22 protein-coding genes and 1 pseudogene are annotated in these 18484 nt (G+C 39.9%); 10 read left to right on the forward strand and 13 right to left on the reverse strand.

The features are described 5' to 3' along the window. Positions 1-8 precede the first annotated feature (8 nt). Complete coding sequence (locus ACQKFG_RS02360) at positions 9-566, reverse strand: phosphatidylglycerophosphatase A family protein (protein ID WP_427555923.1); 558 nt, start codon at positions 564-566, stop codon at positions 9-11. 189 nt (positions 567-755) lie between these two features. On the opposite strand from ACQKFG_RS02360, the gene ACQKFG_RS02365 reads away from it, so the two are divergent. The 5 genes from ACQKFG_RS02365 (at position 756) to ACQKFG_RS02385 (ending at position 3653) form a co-directional block, all read left to right on the forward strand. Continuing rightward, the gene (locus tag ACQKFG_RS02365) at positions 756-1478 is read left to right on the forward strand and encodes an alpha/beta hydrolase (RefSeq protein WP_427555924.1); all 723 of its coding nucleotides are present in this window, start codon (positions 756-758) and stop codon (positions 1476-1478) included. 90 nt (positions 1479-1568) lie between these two features. Then, positions 1569-2084: a YjcG family protein gene (locus ACQKFG_RS02370; protein WP_192203739.1), complete on the forward strand. Its 516-nt coding sequence runs from the start codon at positions 1569-1571 to the stop codon at positions 2082-2084. A gap of 4 nt (positions 2085-2088) precedes the next feature. Continuing rightward, on the forward strand, positions 2089-2520 hold the full coding sequence (locus ACQKFG_RS02375; RefSeq protein ID WP_342615282.1) for a GNAT family N-acetyltransferase: 432 nt from the start codon (positions 2089-2091) through the stop codon (positions 2518-2520). Between the two features lie 155 nt (positions 2521-2675). Continuing rightward, complete coding sequence (locus ACQKFG_RS02380) at positions 2676-2939, forward strand: hypothetical protein (protein ID WP_192203737.1); 264 nt, start codon at positions 2676-2678, stop codon at positions 2937-2939. A 225-nt stretch (positions 2940-3164) separates the two neighbouring features. Further along, on the forward strand, positions 3165-3653 hold the full coding sequence (locus tag ACQKFG_RS02385) for a spore coat protein (protein ID WP_192203736.1): 489 nt from the start codon (positions 3165-3167) through the stop codon (positions 3651-3653). A gap of 57 nt (positions 3654-3710) precedes the next feature. Here ACQKFG_RS02385 and ACQKFG_RS02390 read toward each other — a convergent pair whose 3' ends face one another. Continuing rightward, positions 3711-4001: a hypothetical protein gene (locus ACQKFG_RS02390; RefSeq protein WP_427555929.1), complete on the reverse strand. Its 291-nt coding sequence runs from the start codon at positions 3999-4001 to the stop codon at positions 3711-3713. Positions 4002-4153: 152 nt separating this feature from the next. Here ACQKFG_RS02390 and ACQKFG_RS02395 point away from each other — a divergent pair, with 152 nt between their 5' ends. Next, positions 4154-6427 carry an ATP-dependent helicase gene (locus ACQKFG_RS02395; RefSeq protein ID WP_427555932.1) on the forward strand — a complete coding sequence of 758 codons (2274 nt, stop codon included), beginning with the start codon at positions 4154-4156 and terminating at the stop codon, positions 6425-6427. 279 nt (positions 6428-6706) lie between these two features. On the opposite strand, the gene ACQKFG_RS02400 is transcribed toward ACQKFG_RS02395, so the two are convergent. From ACQKFG_RS02400 to ACQKFG_RS02440, 9 genes are all read right to left on the reverse strand, one after another. Next, positions 6707-6961: a stage VI sporulation protein F gene (locus tag ACQKFG_RS02400; protein ID WP_034314458.1), complete on the reverse strand. Its 255-nt coding sequence runs from the start codon at positions 6959-6961 to the stop codon at positions 6707-6709. A 105-nt stretch (positions 6962-7066) separates the two neighbouring features. Beyond that, complete coding sequence (locus ACQKFG_RS02405) at positions 7067-7213, reverse strand: YjcZ family sporulation protein (protein WP_192203732.1); 147 nt, start codon at positions 7211-7213, stop codon at positions 7067-7069. Between the two features lie 101 nt (positions 7214-7314). Then, a complete protein-coding gene (spoVAE, locus tag ACQKFG_RS02410) occupies positions 7315-7671 on the reverse strand; it encodes a stage V sporulation protein AE (RefSeq protein WP_192203731.1) in 357 nt (118 codons plus the stop codon). A 16-nt stretch (positions 7672-7687) separates the two neighbouring features. Next, positions 7688-8713, reverse strand: a complete 1026-nt coding sequence (gene spoVAD / locus ACQKFG_RS02415; protein ID WP_427555936.1) for a stage V sporulation protein AD — start codon at positions 8711-8713, stop codon at positions 7688-7690. A 3-nt stretch (positions 8714-8716) separates the two neighbouring features. Then, complete coding sequence (spoVAC, locus tag ACQKFG_RS02420) at positions 8717-9187, reverse strand: stage V sporulation protein AC (protein ID WP_192203729.1); 471 nt, start codon at positions 9185-9187, stop codon at positions 8717-8719. A gap of 15 nt (positions 9188-9202) precedes the next feature. Beyond that, complete coding sequence (locus tag ACQKFG_RS02425) at positions 9203-9700, reverse strand: YhcN/YlaJ family sporulation lipoprotein (RefSeq protein WP_192203728.1); 498 nt, start codon at positions 9698-9700, stop codon at positions 9203-9205. Positions 9701-9992: 292 nt separating this feature from the next. Further along, positions 9993-10358, reverse strand: coding sequence for a DUF1360 domain-containing protein (locus ACQKFG_RS02430; RefSeq protein ID WP_427555940.1), 366 nt, complete (start codon positions 10356-10358; stop codon positions 9993-9995). A 14-nt stretch (positions 10359-10372) separates the two neighbouring features. Then, positions 10373-10948: a hypothetical protein gene (locus tag ACQKFG_RS02435; protein WP_427555943.1), complete on the reverse strand. Its 576-nt coding sequence runs from the start codon at positions 10946-10948 to the stop codon at positions 10373-10375. Positions 10949-10959: 11 nt separating this feature from the next. After that, positions 10960-11274 carry a hypothetical protein gene (locus tag ACQKFG_RS02440; protein WP_342615278.1) on the reverse strand — a complete coding sequence of 105 codons (315 nt, stop codon included), beginning with the start codon at positions 11272-11274 and terminating at the stop codon, positions 10960-10962. A gap of 218 nt (positions 11275-11492) precedes the next feature. Here ACQKFG_RS02440 and ACQKFG_RS02445 point away from each other — a divergent pair. The 3 genes and pseudogenes from ACQKFG_RS02445 to ACQKFG_RS02455 all read left to right on the forward strand — a co-directional run bounded on the left by ACQKFG_RS02445 (position 11493) and on the right by ACQKFG_RS02455 (position 15284). Further along, a pseudogene (locus tag ACQKFG_RS02445) lies at positions 11493-12626 on the forward strand (GerAB/ArcD/ProY family transporter). After that, positions 12586-14109 (forward strand): spore germination protein, encoded by a 1524-nt coding sequence (locus ACQKFG_RS02450; protein ID WP_427555946.1) that lies wholly within the window; start codon positions 12586-12588, stop codon positions 14107-14109. Before ACQKFG_RS02445 ends, ACQKFG_RS02450 begins: the two are co-directional and overlap by 41 nt. Next, entirely contained in the window at positions 14106-15284 is a 1179-nt protein-coding gene (locus ACQKFG_RS02455) for a Ger(x)C family spore germination protein (protein WP_427555949.1), read from the forward strand. The genes ACQKFG_RS02450 and ACQKFG_RS02455 overlap by 4 nt, the downstream gene beginning before the upstream one ends. A 29-nt stretch (positions 15285-15313) precedes the next feature. Here the strand turns inward: ACQKFG_RS02455 and fabI are convergent, their stop codons facing one another. Further along, complete coding sequence (gene fabI, locus ACQKFG_RS02460) at positions 15314-16087, reverse strand: enoyl-ACP reductase FabI (protein WP_427555952.1); 774 nt, start codon at positions 16085-16087, stop codon at positions 15314-15316. A 134-nt stretch (positions 16088-16221) separates the two neighbouring features. After that, a complete protein-coding gene (gene mgtE, locus ACQKFG_RS02465) occupies positions 16222-17592 on the reverse strand; it encodes a magnesium transporter (RefSeq protein WP_369619713.1) in 1371 nt (456 codons plus the stop codon). A gap of 122 nt (positions 17593-17714) precedes the next feature. Between mgtE and prpE the strand changes: the two genes are divergently transcribed. Continuing rightward, the gene (gene prpE / locus ACQKFG_RS02470) at positions 17715-18458 is read left to right on the forward strand and encodes a bis(5'-nucleosyl)-tetraphosphatase PrpE (RefSeq protein WP_349728965.1); all 744 of its coding nucleotides are present in this window, start codon (positions 17715-17717) and stop codon (positions 18456-18458) included. Positions 18459-18484: the final 26 nt, after the last annotated feature.

Raw genomic sequence — 18484 nt, forward strand, 5'->3', positions numbered from 1 at the left:
ATCAAGGTTCAACCTATTAACTCTTCTTCTTCCTGGATGTCCTTTTCCTGTTCAGTTAACGATTCTTCTTCATCCCTCAGACGATGAGCTAACCTTGAGGCGGCACTCGCGGCAATGCTTGCAACGATATCATCCAGGAAGGTATGCACGATTCCTTCTTGCTTCTTATCAAGTTCGTGTATGACGCCTATTTTATTTTTATCCAAATGGCCAAAGGTCGTTACAGCAATGCTTCCGTATCCGAGTACTGCACCAAAGGCAATCGTTTCATCCACTCCGAATAGCCCTTCATCAGACTCAACAATCGATTGCAGGGGTTCTGATAGCTTTTTTTGCTCTGCCAGTTTATCCAGCTCCACACCGACTAAAATGGCATGTTGAATTTCCCTTTTCAACAGGACACGCTCAACGCTGTGGATGCATTCCTCCAGCTTAAGATCAGCTTTGTATGGGATCTGCAATTCATAAACGATTTTTGCAATTGCCTCTACACTGACACCGCGCTCCAATAATGTTCGTTTAGCCGCCTTTGTTACTTCCCTGCTGTGTACATGTACTTCTGCCATTTTATTCGCCACCTTTTTTTTATTATTTTTCTATATCCTTGTATTATAGCACCTTATAATTTAAATTTTTAGAAAATATAACGAAAATTTTATATTCTAAATTCTTGTCACGGGAAAAAGTCGCAAGGCTATGCTAAAATAATCAAGTAAGTTGTTTTTCATTATTATTTATCATTGAGGTGCGGGAAAATGAGTTTACGCAAAGGCACAATTAAAGAGTACATGTTTAAAAGCGAAGCTTTAGCAGAAGAATTGGAACTGCTTGTTTACTTGCCTGCTAATTTTTCGCCATTGTATAAATATTCGCTTGTGATTGCTCAGGATGGCAGTGATTATTTTCAAATGGGCCGAATTGGTCGGGTAGCAGATGAACTGTTAGGGAACGATGAGATCGAGAATATCATCATTGTCGGAATTCCCTATAAAGACCGCTTTGACCGCAGGCGCAAATATCATCCCGACGGGGAACAGCACATTGCATACATACGTTTTCTTGCCCATGAACTTGTCCCGTTTTTAGATGATGAATTCCCAACCTATCAAATGGGACATGGTCGAACTTTGATCGGTGACTCTCTTGGCGGTACAGTTTCTTTATTGGCCGCATTGCAGTACCCTCATACATTCGGGAAATGCATCATGCAGTCGCCACTTGCCAATGAAGCAGTAATGGACGCTGTACGTAATTTTGAGGATCCGCATCTCCTCGAACTTTATCATGTGATCGGGACTGATGAAACAGCTGTTCCGACGACGGAGGGCAACAAGGCAAACTTCATAGAACCAAATAGGGAATTGCATAAATTAATAAACCAAAAAGGATTTCCTTGCTTCTATGAAGAATTTGAAGGTAATCATACCTGGAAATACTGGCAGGCAGATTTAAAACGAGCACTATTGGAAATGTTCTAATTTACTCGAAACCATCTCTTTGAGATGGTTTCAAGTAAAAACATGTCCAACTATAATACAACAATAAAAAAATATCAGGAGGTTTTATTTATGAAATATGGTGTTGCAATTTTCCCTTCAAAAAAACTTCAAGATTTAGCTAACTCCTATCGCAAACGGTATGATACGAAATATGCGTTCATACCACCGCATCTGACGCTTAAACCAACGTTCGAAGCGACTGACATGGAAATTTCAACAATCGCGGAACAATTAAAAGGCATCGCTCAAAAGTGCAGCCCTTTTACGATGAGCGTTACGAAAACGAAGTCTTTCCAACCCGTAAGCAATACTATTTATTTCAAAGTGGAATTATCCGAAGGGCTTCAAGAGCTTCATGATGCACTTAACAATGAGGACTTCATAAAAAGTGAAAGTGAATATGCATTTGTCCCGCATATTACCATCGCTCAAGATTTATCGGATAATGAGCATTCTGATGTTTTAGGCCAATTAAGCATGCTTGACATCAGCCATGAAGAAGAGGTTAAACGAGTCCACTTGCTGTATCAACTTGAAGACGGGGCATGGACCGTTTACGAAACATTTAGATTAGGAGCTGAATGATTTCGTGTTTGTAAAAATCGCAGAGAACAGCCAAGAGCTTGAAAATGCATATATGATTCGAAAAAAAGTGTTCGTCCAAGAACAAAACGTCCCTCTTGAAGAAGAGATCGATGAATATGAACAAGAGTCCACTCATTTCGTTTTATATGATGAGCAGCATCAGCCAATTGGTGCCGGCCGCTTCAGGGTCATTGACAACATCGGTAAAGTACAGCGCATTTGTGTACTATCCTCGGGCCGTAGGAATGGTGCCGGCGCCATGATCATGAATGCCATCGAGGAATACGCCATCGAGCAGGAAGTGCCTCAATTGAAGCTTGATTCCCAGGTGCATGCTATCCCTTTCTATTCAAAATTAGGGTATGAGATCGTATCCGACGAATTCATGGATGCTGGCATTGCTCATAAAACGATGAAGAAAACCATTTTACGATAAAAAAAGCTGTCCTTTCAGTCTTCTGATTGGACAGCTTTTTTTGTTCGTTCATGGACTTATATATCGTTTTATAAAAAAAAACCATTTGCGTCCAATGGCAATCTCCTCAAAAATGCATAGTCTATATATAGAAAGCAAGAAGGAGGGAAAATTTTATGGGTAACAATGATTTTAATCTGGAGGAGTCTCAAAAAAGACTGATGGAACTGCTGGTTTCGAGGACTATGAGAAAATATGGTTTCAAAAGGGAAAAAGTCGATCTAACTGAGAGAGAGAAAAACAACCTTAAAGAAACCATTCGTCATTTACAAGAGCAATCACAAAAAATCATTAACCAAGAAAAGAACATCACGGAACATGATGTTAATCCAGTTACAAATTCCATTCACAATAAATTCACGGATTCCAAAAATAAATGACGCACCATATCACCCTACTTGCTGGCGAGAAATAAGTAAACCGAGACATAGCAGCACATACATTTCATTCCTAAAGCTCCAGCTTCTTTATTAATCATCCCCCACACACTAATACTTTCTCTAAGTATTTAAAAAATAGACGAATTAACTGATTTATTCGTCCAACCCGATTAATCATCAAAGCATATTTTAATAGGGAATAAAACCTAAGGAGGAAAAAACAACATGAACCAAAATGTATATCGTAGCAATTGTAACACTCATGATGATTCTGAAAGATCATGGTCAGCTCTAGATTCCGCTTCCAGACATCCCCTGACAGGATTCTGTAACGAGGAGGAAACACAGATTGACCAAGAGGCAAAACAGGATAATAATCAAGTGCAGCTTTCTGAAGAACTTATTTACATTAAAGATTCTTGTAATGTAAATGTCACTTCAACGGATGTTAAAGCGGCCCTTTCTCTACAAACTGCCCTACAAGCTGCTATCGCGGTCATCGTAAGCATTTCCATTTCAGATTCTGATAATGCTGATAGGATCACTCAAGAATTAATCCAATCTTCTAATGTTAAACAAATCACGCGCCAAAAAACAATTGTTGAAAACAGCCGTGATATCGACATTACAACCACTGATGCACAAGTCGCTTTAAACATCCAACTATTACTGCAACTATTGTTAGCTCTAATCGTGGAAATTGACATTCTTTAAAAAAAATCAACACAAAAAGGACACTTCACGTGTCCTCTTTTGTCTTTTATGGAGAAACTAGACACTTTTGTTGATAAACCTTCCTTTTCCTGTCATTCCAGCCGTAAAATCTTCACTTGCCTTCATGCCCATTTGACCTTTATATGTGCGTGCTCCATATGTACTTACCCGATTATTATCTTGAATTTGTAGTAATCCTCCAATGCTTTCCCTTTCCAACATCTGATCAAAACGGATAGGTTGAATGGGTGCCGTTCCTTTAACAATTCTTACTTTCTCTGCAGCTTCGATCGTCCGGTTAGCATATTGAATATAATCAAATTGTGTAACAGATGCTATGTATCCCATAGTAACCCCTCCTTGTATTTAAATAGTTATGTTGTCATTCAATTACCCATCCGGAACCATAATTTAAACATGATTTCCGCATTCTTTTTTCCTGATCTTCTGGTATGATGAGTATTGCCGATATTTTTAATAGATTAGAGGTATCCATTTATATGAATCAAGCAAAATCTGGCAATGAAATCGTACATTTACATACCGTTTCAGCTGGTGAGCTGCAGACACTTTTTGAAAAAGGAAAACGTGATCAGCTTTCTTGTATCATTTGTCATAAACCAGTGAAATTATTTATTGGAATCCATGAGACACCTTATTTTTATCATAGTGACCCGTCGCAGGTACCCTGTGAAATACCCCTTTCAGAACCGATGAACGAGGACAAGCCATTAGAATATGTGGAACAGAACGGATTTAGGATTCCAACATCACGAACCATTACGGAAACGAAAACCATTACAGAACCTTTCCTTAAAAGCCGGCCCATAACCGGCAATCCGAAATATTCAGATAAACCATTTGGTCTTTCACAATCAGAGGAACCATACTTTCAAGAATTATCCTCATCAGGGGTTGTACTCGATGCAGAGCAACTCAAGGCCGTAATGACAATCGATGGTCCAATTCTCGTCCTTTCAGGAGCAGGCAGCGGGAAAACCCGCGTATTGACAGTACGCACTGCCTATATGCTTACAGTGAAAAAAGTTGATCCAAAAAGTATCATGCTTGTAACATTTACGGCAAAATCCGCTAAGGAAATGCAGCAGCGTCTGCTCGGCTATCCCTATATGACGCCTTCCCTTGTTTCTCAAATCGTTAGCGGGACCTTTCATAGCATCTTTTATAAAATCCTCATTTTCCATGAACCAGCCAAATGGCAGCGCGATTTCCTATTGAAGTGGGAATGGGAAAAAGAAAAGGTATTAAAACAGGCTGGCAGGGAACTGGAACTTGATGATAAGGAATTTGCATATGATCAAGCCCTTCAGCAAATCGGACTTTGGAAAAACTCTTTGGCCTTTCCAGAAGATATTCACCCTAAGGACGATTGGGAGAAATCGTGTTTATTTTTATATAAGAAATATGAAGAATATAAACAGCAAACAGGGAAGTATGATTTTGATGATATGCTTGTAGGCTGTTATGTATTTTTAAAAAATCACCCGGATTTTTTAAAGAAATATCAGCAAAGATTTAACTACTTTTTGGTAGATGAATTTCAGGATATCAATAAAGTTCAATATGAATTGATAAAACTCCTCTCTGCTGAATCAAAAAATGTATGTGCAGTTGGAGATGATGATCAATCCATCTATTCATTCCGAGGAAGCGATCCGAAGTATATTTTGAATTTCAATCATGATTTCCCTCAATCCCAAGTTGTGAAGCTGACGGAGAATTACCGCTCTTCCCATGAAATTGTCGCTACAGCGAACCGATTGATCAAGCGCAACCAGAACCGGATGGAGAAAAAGATGAGGGCACAACATGATTCAGGAAACCCTCCTGTTTTATTTTATCCTTATGATGAGGAATTGGAAGCAACGATGATCGTATCCGATATCCAAGAAAAAATATCCAAGGGAGCAAACCCTGGGGACTTTGCAGTATTGTACAGGACACATACGATGTCCAGGGCCATTTTTGAACGGCTAGCCGCTTCCAACCTGCCATTCGTCATTGAAAAGGATGCGGATTCGTTTTATCAGCGCAAGGTCATCCGCGGCATGCTTGCCTTTATGCGGCTGAGTTTGCATCCTCATGACAGCAAGGCAGCATCTGATGTCCTATCCTCCTTATTCTTAAAGCAAAGTATATTACAGGAGTTAAAAGCAATGACAATATTGCAGGATTGTGATTTTATCGATGCATTTGCTTTTGTTAAGACAGGACATGCTTTTCAAGAACGAAAATTAAAAACGATTCCAGGACAGATCCGCTCTTTAAAAATTATGTCGCCACTCGTAGCTTTAGAAATCATCGAGAAAGATTTAGGATACCAGGAATATGTAAAAAAACGCGGGAATGATGCGAACCTGGAAAAAGGATCCGATGACATCCGTGACTTAAAGGTGGCAGCAAATCGTTTCCCCACCGTCGCCGCTTTCCTTGAACATGTCGATCATATGACTGCGATGGTACAAGAGATTAAACAGCTATCGAAACATTTTAAGGATGCCATACAACTTACCACCATACACCGTTCCAAAGGGCTAGAATATAACACGGTTTATGTTCTTGCTGCTGTCGATGGCAGCATTCCTCATGATTTCGCACTTGAATCTTACCGGAAAGGGGAACTATCACCCCTTGAAGAGGAAAGACGATTGCTCTATGTAGCGGCAACCAGGGCAAAAAAGGATCTTTACCTTTCCATCCTGCAAACTAGACGCGGACGGACCGCCCATCCATCACGTTTTCTGAAGCTTTGACCAAAAGCTGATGCTCTCCATCTTAGGAAATACAAGATGTTCTTATACATGGTCTCTTCCCGAACCATGTATAAGAACAGTTTATACTTTAGATTTTTACTGTTTTATAAAACCCTTACTTAAAATAAGAAATTTGCGACACTCCTGCCGAAAAACGAACTTGCCGGGACATCGCTAGATGCTTATGGCGAGGAGGCTTGGCAGGCAGTCGGCAAATTTCTGGAAGCAACTGCAACTTTTTTAAAAAAACTGAAGGCCTGCATGATAGCAGGCCTTTTTTCACTTTTTATTTATCATATTAGAAATAGTACCGAAATCCAGTTTATTCCCTTCAGCCACGATGGAATGGACGATTTTATCTTCCGTTTCCTTATTGACCGGTTTGTTCGCAATTTTTGAAACACGCTTAATGACATTTCTAACAGTTGTTTCATCTTTGAAATTGGCTCCTTGCAGCGAGTTTGCCAATTCTAATACATCTTTCATATTTACGCCCGTTTTACCTTCTATGTTCTTAAAAAAGTTATTATCCATACCTAAGCCCCTCCCTTTTCTGTACCTATCCTATGGCATTATCAGAAAAATGGTGCTAGGCCCAAAAAAAAAAAGAATAGGCTTCTTCTGCCTATTCCTTTTACCTTAGCAGCAGAAAGAAGCCCCTACAATGATCAATAGGATAAACAATACAACGATTATCGCAAAAGTGGAACCGCCACCGTAGCCATAACCGCCGCCGTAGCCATAACCGCTGCCGCCACAACAACCGTAGCCACCATAACCAAACATACATATCACCTCGCTCTCGCTAAAGCTTACTGATAACATATGTAGGTCTGGACAAATATGTATAGGCCATGTCCTAGTCCAGGCTGCCTATTTCCGCTAATTCATCCTTTTGGCCTGAAAACCAAAGCTCCGATGAATCCAAAGACGATTGCAGCAGAGATACCGGAACTCGTAATTTCAAACATACCTGTCAGTACGCCAACGAGCCCATGTTTTTCCGATTCCATCATCGCCCCGTTCACCAGCGAGTTCCCAAACGAAACGATCGGTACGGTTGCTCCAGCACCGGCAAAGTCAACTAGCGGCGCATATAAATCAAATCCGCCAAGAACAGCTCCTATTACAACGAACAAGCTTAACGTATGTGCCGGTGTCAGCTTAGCAACATCGAAAAGAAGCTGGCCGACGACACAGATCAAGCCACCGATGACAAAGGCCCAAAAAAACATTGCTAACATCGAAATCTCTCCTTTTTCATGAATTCATCCCATATTCAATGGCCACCGCATGGGCAATGCACGGAATCGTATCTTTTTGCTGGACGGAAAGTGGTGACAATAATGCTCCTGTTGCGACAAGCAGGATTTTTTTATATTTGCCAGAAATCATCTCATTTAATATATGACCGTATAGAACCACTGCTGAACATCCCGCGCCGCTCCCGCCAGCCAAAACAGGCTGATCCTTTTTAAAAATCATCAATCCGCAATCCTTGAATTTTTCCTGATTGATGTCACATCCCTTTTGCTTTAATAAGTCAATCGCTGTCTTCCACCCTATTTGACCTAAATCACCAGTAATGATGAAATCATAATCATCCGGGGTCAAACCAGTATCTTTGAAATGGGCAATTATCGTATCGACGGCCGCCGGGGCCATCGCTCCCCCCATATTGAAAGGATCTTTCAATCCCATGTCAATGACCTTCCCGATAGTGGCCGAGACAATGTGGGGAAATTCCCCTTGCTCGCTTCCATCAGGAGCAACCAGCGCCACCCCCGCTCCGGTTATCGTCCATTGAGCTGTAGGTGGTTTTTGCCCTCCATATTCAGTCGGATAGCGAAATTGTTTTTCTACAGCTGCATTGTGGCTCGAGGCACCTGTCAACACATAGTTAGCCCCGCCATAATTAGTGATGAAGGCAGCTAGAGCAAGCCCTTCCATTGAAGTGGAACAGGCTCCAAACAAGCCGAAGTATGGAATCCCATTAGTTCTGGCTGCAAAGCTTGTAGGTGTAACCTGATTGATTAAATCACCCGCCAAAAAAAATTGTACCTGTTCCTTGTTGATCTTACCTTTTTCCAATGCAAGCTCAACCGCTTTTTCCATCAAATGTCGATGTGCCTTCTCATATGATTCCTGCTCCATCCACAAATCGTCGTATAGGATATCGAAATCACCCGCGATTTCTCCATTTGCTTCAAATGGCCCGCCTGTTACCCCTGTTTCCAAGATGACCGGTTTATTGGTAAACATCCATGTTTGTTCTCCCTTTAACACCGCTTAGCCCCCACTCATTTGATAAATTGTTTTTATCAACGCCACGACAAAGGCTGAAAATACTCCAAATAAAATGACAGATCCGGCCAATTTAAACATATTGGATCCAACACCAAGTACAAAACCTTCCGTCCGATGTTCGATTGCAGCCGAAATGACTGCGTTACCGAATCCTGTAACAGGGACGGCACTTCCTGCTCCAGCAAACTGGCCAATGCGGTCATAAAATCCGAAACCGGTCATCAAAAGGGCCAGGAACACCATGGTGGCAGTTGTAGGACCACCAGCAGTCTGTTCCGTAAAGTTGAAAAAGTAAATATAGAAGTACGAAATGGCTTGTCCGACCATGCAGAAAATGCCACCTACTAAAAAGGCTTTCAAACAATTCTTCACTATTGGTCTTTTAATTTCATGCTTCCCTTGAAGTTCTTGATATGCATTCTGCTGTGGGGTCGTTTTCTCTTTGCCGCTCATAGCTGAACCTCTCTTCTAAATTAATTCTTTTTGAAGTTCTTCAATTTCGTTGAACTTCTTCCTTGCCTTTTTCTCGGGTACATCTTTTTCTTTGAGTAACTCGTTCAATCTCACAGATTCCAAAAAGATTTTATAATCGCTCGATACGATAAAATCATTTTCGGGAAACTTCTCTTCCAGATTTTTAGTCACATTCTTTTCAATCTTCTTCATATGAAAACGTTGCAGATGCTTAACTTTATAAGCGACGATAATCTTTTTTTCGTTTTTCACGACGATTACGTCATAGATGGAGTCTTCATTAGCAACTGTTTCCTTGACCTTTGAGATCAGTCCCTTTTCATCCTTCCCATCCATTCCATTAATGATATCCATCGGTTCAGGATTCGTACGCTTAATCATTGCTAAATTCTCCGTTTTTCCATCATTCTGATTGCTGCATCCAGTAAGCACATACAAAACAACCATAAAAACCAGTAAGCTGCCCTTAAAATATCTTCCTTGTCTGAACATAGATTCACATCCTAATTTTTCGTTCTATTGTTATTTTCTTGTTTAACTGTTTTTTTATGAATGGTAGGATTAGGAAATAAAAAAAAACCTTTCCTAAATGGAAAGGTTTTTTCAATCAATAGCCTTTATTTTTATAGTTGTTATTACAGCCACAGTCTTTCTTGATTTTGACCGGTTGATCTTTTTTAATCGGTTTTGCATATGTCCATGGATTCTGTTTCTGATTCAATTTATGACTCCTCCTTTAAGATCTATACCATACTATATGAACGAAGAGACAAGTTGTTTCCAATCAAATGTCCATAAATTTGCTGATTATGACCTCAATGATTGCGCCTACTGCTGCTACGGCAAGGATAAATGTCAATACGTCGCCAATAAACCAATGTTGGATATAAAGGAAAACCAGAAAAAGGCTAACCCAGACACTCACGCACCAAAAACAGCTTAGCAATTGTCCAATCCAGCCAAGCAGGCCCTTCTCCTTGGGCACTAAAAATATTTCCACATCCCCTTCTTCACTTTTTTCCTCTATCTCTTTAAAAAAGGGGCGGCGCAGCGGCTCCGTGATTTTATCGAAAACGATCAAACGTGTCAGCCTGAAGGAAGCCAATCCTAATATTATAAATAAGGTAAATTCATTTTGTGGGGGAAACATTTAATATTGCTCCTTCACTTAGGTTCTTCAATTATTTTGGCATCGATGAAATCCGGCAGTTCCACGAAACGAATATGCTTCCCTCTTTTAATCTTCACTGATTCCCCTTTCATTCCCAACACATGAAACTGAATCATTTTTCCCTTTACAATAGCCTCACATAATGGCTTTGGAAAACCTTGATGATTGGATAGTCGGGAAATGATTTCGCGGGAAGATTCTTTCTTCTCCACCTTTTTCCTTTTTCTCTTAACTGGTTTTTCGTTTTCTGGTTCTATTTGTTCAGGATGTTCCATTTGTTCAACCGGAGTTTGCTCAGGTGCATATTGTTCGGTGATTTTCCTTAATCCTGTAATCTCTTTTTCAATTTCCATCATGGCATCATAAACACCGAATTCCCGTTTGACTTTTTCGATTTTTTCTTCATTTTGCTCGGCTTCCTGTAGTTCGGGTTCAGGCTCAACGCTGTCTTGAGGTGTAGCCTTTTTCGTTCGAAAATCACTTTGCATATTCCCACGCTGATCTGATATTTTTGCTTGATTGACATATAAAAGTGGTTTGGATTCCTTATCGCCATTTTTCTCTGACATGAAAACCCTCCTTAATATTTCAGGATATCCACAGACTGCAGCTGCTCCATATTGTATTGGACAACTTTTTTCCCGAATTTATGCCTTATAAACAAACTGGACTCTTTTTTTTGTTCCAATTTCCCAAACAGTGTACGGTCATTGATGATGAACTTACAAACAGGTTTAGGTGCAAAGGCTGGAAGCCGGGACAACAGCTCCACCAATTCCTCTGCAGTATATGAAGTGCTGATATTTCTTTCAGTACAATCAATATGTCTCTTCAGCGGATTGTGTATGGTTTGTTTTCCAACGGCACTAGGCATACCAACTTTCTTCACGTCCATGATTCCCCTCCTTCTTTTTCACGAATAGGGTTGAAAGCGGTTTTTGCCGATTCTCGCAAATAATGAATATCAGCTCTATGTATCATTTATATGAGATTCGCCCTTCTTTATGCTGGAGATGTGCCGCTCCCTAAAAAAAGGACATCAACTTATCTTGGATATGTTGGGGATTAATGGAGAAAACTAAAGCTATCGAGTTATTAAAGGAGTATATGAAGATGAAAAAAAGTGGAAAGATTTCAACCGTACAACTATCTTTAATCATGATGACGGCTGTCGGCTTGAAAAATCATGTAACGATTCTTCCTCATTTGTTACGGGTGGCCAAAAGGGATGCCTGGATTTCTGTTCTACTTGCTTTAGGCCTAATTTTGATTTGGTGTTTTCTCTTATTCTATATCCATAAAGCCACAGGCCAGACAAATATTTTTGTCTGGGTGGAAAAAAATATTGGGAAGGTAACAGGCAGGATTTTATCCTTTACACTGAGTCTCTTTTTCGCTTTTTTGGCTGCGGTTTCATTAAAAGAGATGGTTGTATGGACAAAGATTTCCTATTTGCCCATAACTCCTTCGATATTTGAAATCATCTTATTTACTGGTTTATGCTTTTTCCTTGCCTCAACAAACATACAAACGATCGCTATTGTAAATACATTTGTACTGACGGCCGTCATTGCGTTTGGCTTTTTTGTTGCAATCACGAACATACAATTTAAAGATTATTCACTTTTGAAACCCATGCTTGAAAATGGATGGTCCCCTGTCTTTGCAGGTATTATTTATCCCTTGTCTGGCCTTATCGAATTGATTGTCATACTTTTTATGCAGCAAAAAGTTCATGGAAAACTAAGATTCAAGGTTTTTGCTTAAAATACTATCATCCTTACATGGCTTATTCTTGGGCCACTTATTGGCTCCATTGTAGAATTCGGCCCAGTCGAAGCTGCAAGGCAAAAGTATCCTGCCTTTGAGCAATGGGGATTAGTCACATTAGGAAGATTCATTGAGCATCTTGATTTCTTGTCGATTTATCAATGGTTAACAGGAGCCTTTATCCGTGTTTCCTTTTTCCTATTTTTATCACTCGAAGTGCTATCCATTAAAAAGAAGCGAAACAAAATCATATTGCTCCTAACCTATTCTATGTTCCTTATCATTTCTAATTCATTTAACTTCAGCGATATTATTCTATATTCCTTTATAAAAACATTTGTTTTGCCGATTACCTTATATTTCTTATTAGCCGTTTCCATCCTTTTATGTTTATTTGTTTTCTTTAGTAATCGAAGAAAAAGGAGGTCCACATCCGATGTTCAAAAAAAAGAACCGACAACCATCCAGTCCGAATAGGAAACCAGAAAAACCTGATAAACTCGTGATAAATAATGAATCAGATTTAAAAGAAATCTTTCAAAACTCAGGAGATGTTTTTTTTCAAACCAGTGTATATCGTGATGAGTCACCGATAAAAATTACAGTAATTGGATGTGAAGGACTTGTCGATACTGAATTATTAAATAATCTCGTATTTGAAAGGCTAACATTATTTTTCGAAAAATATCCAAGAGGGAAAATAACAATTGACGAAATAAAAGTTTCACTCCATCTTCCACAGCTTACTGAAGTGAATACCAAGGAAGAGTTGTTCGCAGATATCTACTCTGGAAGATTGTTACTTTACTTAGATGAATTCGGTTTTCTGTTATCTGTAAACATAGCAAATCGCCCTCAACGTAATCCAGAGGAAACATCGTCAGAAGTAACGATAAAAGGACCTAGAGATAATTTTATTGAAGATTTGTCCATCAATGTGGCTTTAATCAGGAAGAGAATGCGTACAAATTCTTTAAGTGTAAAATATTTCGAAGTGGGCAGACGAACTTTGACTAAAGTCGCTGTTTTATATATGGATGATATCACTGAGCCAGATATGGTTCAGCAAATCTCTAAAAAGATTGAAGCAATTGATATAGATGGAATATTTGGAGGAAATCAGTTCATGGTGTTAATTGAAGAACAGCCCTCCATCCTCTTCCCAAGGCATGACTATACAGGTAAGCCTGACTTTGCCGTCCAATGCCTATTAAAAGGCAGGATCTTAATTTTAATTGACGGAGTTGCCTATGCGATGATCACCCCAATCAACCTTTTTATTGTATTAAAAACATCGGAAGACAATGAATACACGTCTATCTATGCTTCCTTTGAAAGGGCTCTTCGACTTTTTGGCATTTTCATCGCCGCTCTTTTACCAGGTTTTTGGGTGGCTTTAACCACCTTTCATCAAGATCAGCTCCCTTTGATCTTGTTGGCTACCGTTGTCGAGTCCAGAAGAGGATTGCCACTTCCTACCGCACTTGAAGCCATTACGATGGTCATCGTCTTTGAAATATTCAAAGAAGCCGGGATGCGGTTACCTACATCAATTGGTCCAACATTAAGTGTATTGGGCGCTTTAATTATTGGGGATGCTGCGATCCGTTCCGGTTTAACAAGTCCTGCCATGCTTGTTGTGATTGCAGGCTCAGCTGTGGCTACTTTTACACTCGTCAATCAATCGATCATTGGGGTCATTAGCTTAATTAGGCTGGTTGCTATTATTTCCGCCTCTTTTTTAGGTCTTTTCGCATTCATCCTTTTAGCGCTATTTCTCTGTGCGTATGTGAGTAATATACGAATATTAGGTGTTCCTTATATGGAAGTATCCGCTAACTTAAGTTGGTCCAATGTTGTAAAAACCCTTTTTCGGGTTCCTCCCTCTTTGGATAAAAAACGCCCTTCTATCTTTTCTTCTAAAGACCCCACGAAGAAAGGCGATGATGGAAAAAAATGAGGAACAGATTCATTCTAATTCTATTATGTGTTTCCGTTCTCTCTGGTTGCTGGGATTCAAATGAACCTGAACGACTTGTTTATGCAAATGGAATAGGGATCGATTATAAGGACGGGCAGGTCGTCGTTCACCTTCAAATCATTAATATGCAAGGGCTGGCAAAATCCGAATCAGGTGGAGATCCCAGCTCCCTAAACGCTGCAGATGTCGGAAGTGCTACTGGAAAGACTCTCGATGAAGCCTTGTTTAATTTATATCATACGTCAGATCGACGTATTTATTGGGGACATCTTTCCTTTGTTATTTTATCGGAAGAAGCCATTAAAACTGGTAACTTCAAAAATACGCTTGATTTATTGGACCGTTATCGCGAAACACGCTACAGAATTTACTTTTTTATGACTAAGGGTGCGGTTAAAGATGCCATGCTTATTTCCCCTATCGAAAACATTTCCATGGCTTTTTCAAAATTAAGCGATCCAAAGGGGAACTATAATCAAAGCTCTTTCATCCCACCGATAAATTTAAGAGAGATTATCATTGAGCTGGACGAACCTGCTTATTACGTTTCAATTCCCCAACTAAAGATTACGGAGCAATGGACCGGGCAGAAAGAAAAAAAGAAGGATTTATTAATGGAAAACATCGCTGTTATTTCAGAAAATAAAATAAATGCCATTCTGCCTAAAAAGGTGATGAATGGTGCAAGATTAGTGAACAAACAATTTGTTCGTGATAACGTTACCCTTTTCCCTGGAACGGAAAGGAACACATCAATTATTGTGTACGATAAGAAGACTAAGATAACACCTATAGTAGAAAAAAACGGAAAAGTTCGTTTTCATATAAAAATGAAGATTAAAGCAAGTGTTGACATGTTGAAAAGTGGCATAACACGCAAAGAATATGAAAAGGAATTAATACGCTCTATCAAGAAAGAAATAAAATACACATATCAATATACACAAAAAAGAGGGCTGGACCTGTTTAGGTTATCGAAAACACTTTATCGAGAGGATATTAAAACTTGGAAAAAAATCGAAACAGGAGGAAGGATTCCTTTAGATGAAGATTCGATTAAGTCGATTAAGATTGAAGTAATTCTTCAAGATACTGGAAAACAAACATTAACACCAATCTTTGATGAACAGGATGATAAAAGTTCAAAAAATTAAAAAGGGGACCTTAAAGAGTCCCCTTTTTATCATCCAATTATATGATAACCGGAATCCACATGGATATTTTCCCCGGTAATTCCGCGGGACATGTCACTTAATAAAAATACTGCCGTATCCCCTACTTCTTCCGGAGTCGTTGTACGACGAAGCGGTGCTTCTTCCTCAATCTTCTTTAAAATTGTATTGAAGTCACGGACACCTTTAGCGGATAAGGTACGGATTGGACCGGCTGAAATTGCATTCACTCGGATGTTATCTTTGCCAAGATCACTTGACAGGTAACGGACATTGGCTTCTAGTGAGGCCTTGGCCACTCCCATTACATTATAATTTGGCATGACCCGTTCACCGCCAAGATACGTCATTGTGACAATACTGCCGCCTTCAGTCATGATTTCCTTCGCCGCTTTAGCTACAGCCGTCAATGAGAATGAACTGATATTATGGGCAAGCAAGAACCCTTCACGGCTCGTGTTGACGAACTCACCGTCCAGCTCTTCCTTGTTAGCAAATGCGACACTGTGTACCAAGCCATGAATGATACCTGCTTCTTCCTTAATCGCCGCAAAACATTCATCAATGCTTTCATCCTTCGTTACATCACATTGTAAAATGGTGGAAGGCTCCCCTTCCAATGTAGAAGATAGTTCCCTAACGCTTTTTTCCGTACGGTCTTTTCCGTAAGTGAAGATCAGCTTTGCACCTGCTTTATGTAAGGAACGGGCAACTCCCCATGCAATACTTCTTTTATTCGCAACACCCATTATGACAAACGTTTTTCCTTCTAATGAAAAAGCCATCGTATGTGACCTCCTATTTTTACTACAAGTTATTAGTACCTGCTACTAATGATAGTATATCAAAATTCCTTTGATAAAAACACCGTTTTCTAAAGTCCTGTGGGAATGGCCCTCCAAAGAGGGCCTCCTTGGACTTATAGTAGATAGCCCATTAATAAGGTTGCTAATCCGAAATAAATAAGAATACTGATGAGGTCGTTGATTGTTGTAATGAAAGGACCTGAAGCTACCGCTGGGTCGATTTTCATTTTATGCATGAGAAGAGGGACGATTGAACCGGCAAGTGTGGCAACGATCAGAGTTATGAAAATGGAAATTCCGACCAATAATCCTAACATTAAATCACCTTGCCAAAAATAGACAATGAAAATGATGGCAATTCCGCATGTCAGGCCAATAATAAGGCCAGTTCCAGCCTCTCGAAGGACCAGTTTCCACTTGCTTTCCTGTTCTAATTCACCTGTTGCGATTCCTCTGACTGCTACTGCCAATGCTTGTGTTCCTGTATTTCCAGCCATGCCGCCTATCAATGGAATAAATACAGCAAGAATCGCTTTTTGGCTTAGTATCTCTTCGAATCGGCCGATCAAGCTTGCAGTCAGCAAGCCTAAAAACAAAAGGATGACCAACCATGGCAGCCGTTTTTTTGCAGCGGAAAATGGACTCTTATCAACATGATCAAGATCAGAAATACCTGCCAATTTAGAATAGTCATCGGATGCCTCTTCATCCATGACGTCAATGATATCATCAACGGTTATAATCCCCAATAAATGGTTTTGGAAATCGACAACCGGCACGGCAAGGAAGTTATAGTCCCTTATTTTTCGTGCCACCTCTTCCTGGTCTTCAGAAACAGGGACGGAAACTACCCTGTCATCCATTAAATCACCGATTAAAGCATCTTCATCAGCAATGATCAATGTCCTGAGCGATAAAACACCAAGCAGCTTCTTATCCTGATCGGTAACGAACACATAATAAATCGTTTCCGCTTCCGGAGCTTCCCTTTTTAAGATCTGCATGGCTGATCGAGCGGTTTCATTTGCTTCAATGGCAATGAATTCTGTCGTCATGATACTTCCTGCCGTAGATTCCTCATAGTTCAGAAGCTCCTGGATTTCACTTGCCGCTTCATCATCCATGATGGTCAAATAGCTGACGGCCTGCTCATCATTGATTTCATTCAGGACGTCAGCCGCATCATCCGCGTACATATTGGAAAGCATATCGGCTGCATAAGAAGGATTCATTTCAGCCAACAGGCTTTCGTAATCCTCTTCATCAATTTCTATATTTTCAAAAAGGTCCGCCATTTCTTCCGGTGACAAATATGTGTAAACGACGGATCTGAATTCATCTGACAAGCTTGTATAAAATTGAGCCTGATCATATGGATGCATTTCAAGGAACTCCGTACGGAACTGATCTAGACTTTCCGTTTTAAGCGCTTCAAGCAAAAGCTCGTTATTCATTTGACTATTCTCCCGTTCTCGGTCCTTCATCTCCTCCATAACCATACACCTCCTAAAACATATTTTTTCATTTCCTCGTTTATATTTTATTTTTTTAAATAATACTATACTAATACCATAAACATATACAAAACAAACAAAGGGTGTGTCAAATGAACATCGATATCATAGGGGACATTCATGGATGTTTCGCTGAATTCAGGCAGCTGACCGAAAAAATGGGCTATACATGGAAGACTGGGTTTCCTGTACATCCCTCCGGAAGAATTCTCGGCTTTGTAGGGGATTTAACCGATCGCGGCCCAAATTCCCTTCAAGTAATAGAGGTTGTCCATGAATTAGTCATTAACCAAAATATAGCAAGGTATGCCCCAGGTAACCACTGCAATAAATTGTATCGTTATTTTTCAGGCAATAAAGTTCAAATATCACACGGTTTAGAGACTACCGTAGCTGAATATGAATCACTGAACATTCGGGATCAGAAGAAGATCCGAAAAAAGTTCATGGATCTGTATGAACGTTCCCCACTTTATCAACTCATTGATGAAGGGCAATTGATCATTGCCCATGCAGGAATTCGCAGTGACTATATTGGCCAATATAGTAATAAGGTAAAGACCTTTGTCCTCTATGGTGATATCAATGGCTCCAAACACCCCGATGGGTCACCGGTCAGAAAAGACTGGGCACAATCATACAAAGGGGAAACATGGATCGTATATGGACATACACCAGTCCCTGAAGCTAGAAGAGTCAATCATACTTATAATATTGATACAGGCTGCGTCTTCGGTGGAAAACTGACAGCTGTCCGTTATCCCGAAATGGATCTTCAAGAGGTGCCTTCTTCCATGCCATATATAGCGGAAAAGTTCAGGACATCTTTTGATTAACCAAAAAAACTCGCCATCTTGGTGAG

The organism is Peribacillus sp. NPDC076916 (assembly GCF_050269675.1).
GTDB classification, from domain to species: domain Bacteria; phylum Bacillota; class Bacilli; order Bacillales; family DSM-1321; genus Peribacillus; species Peribacillus aracenensis.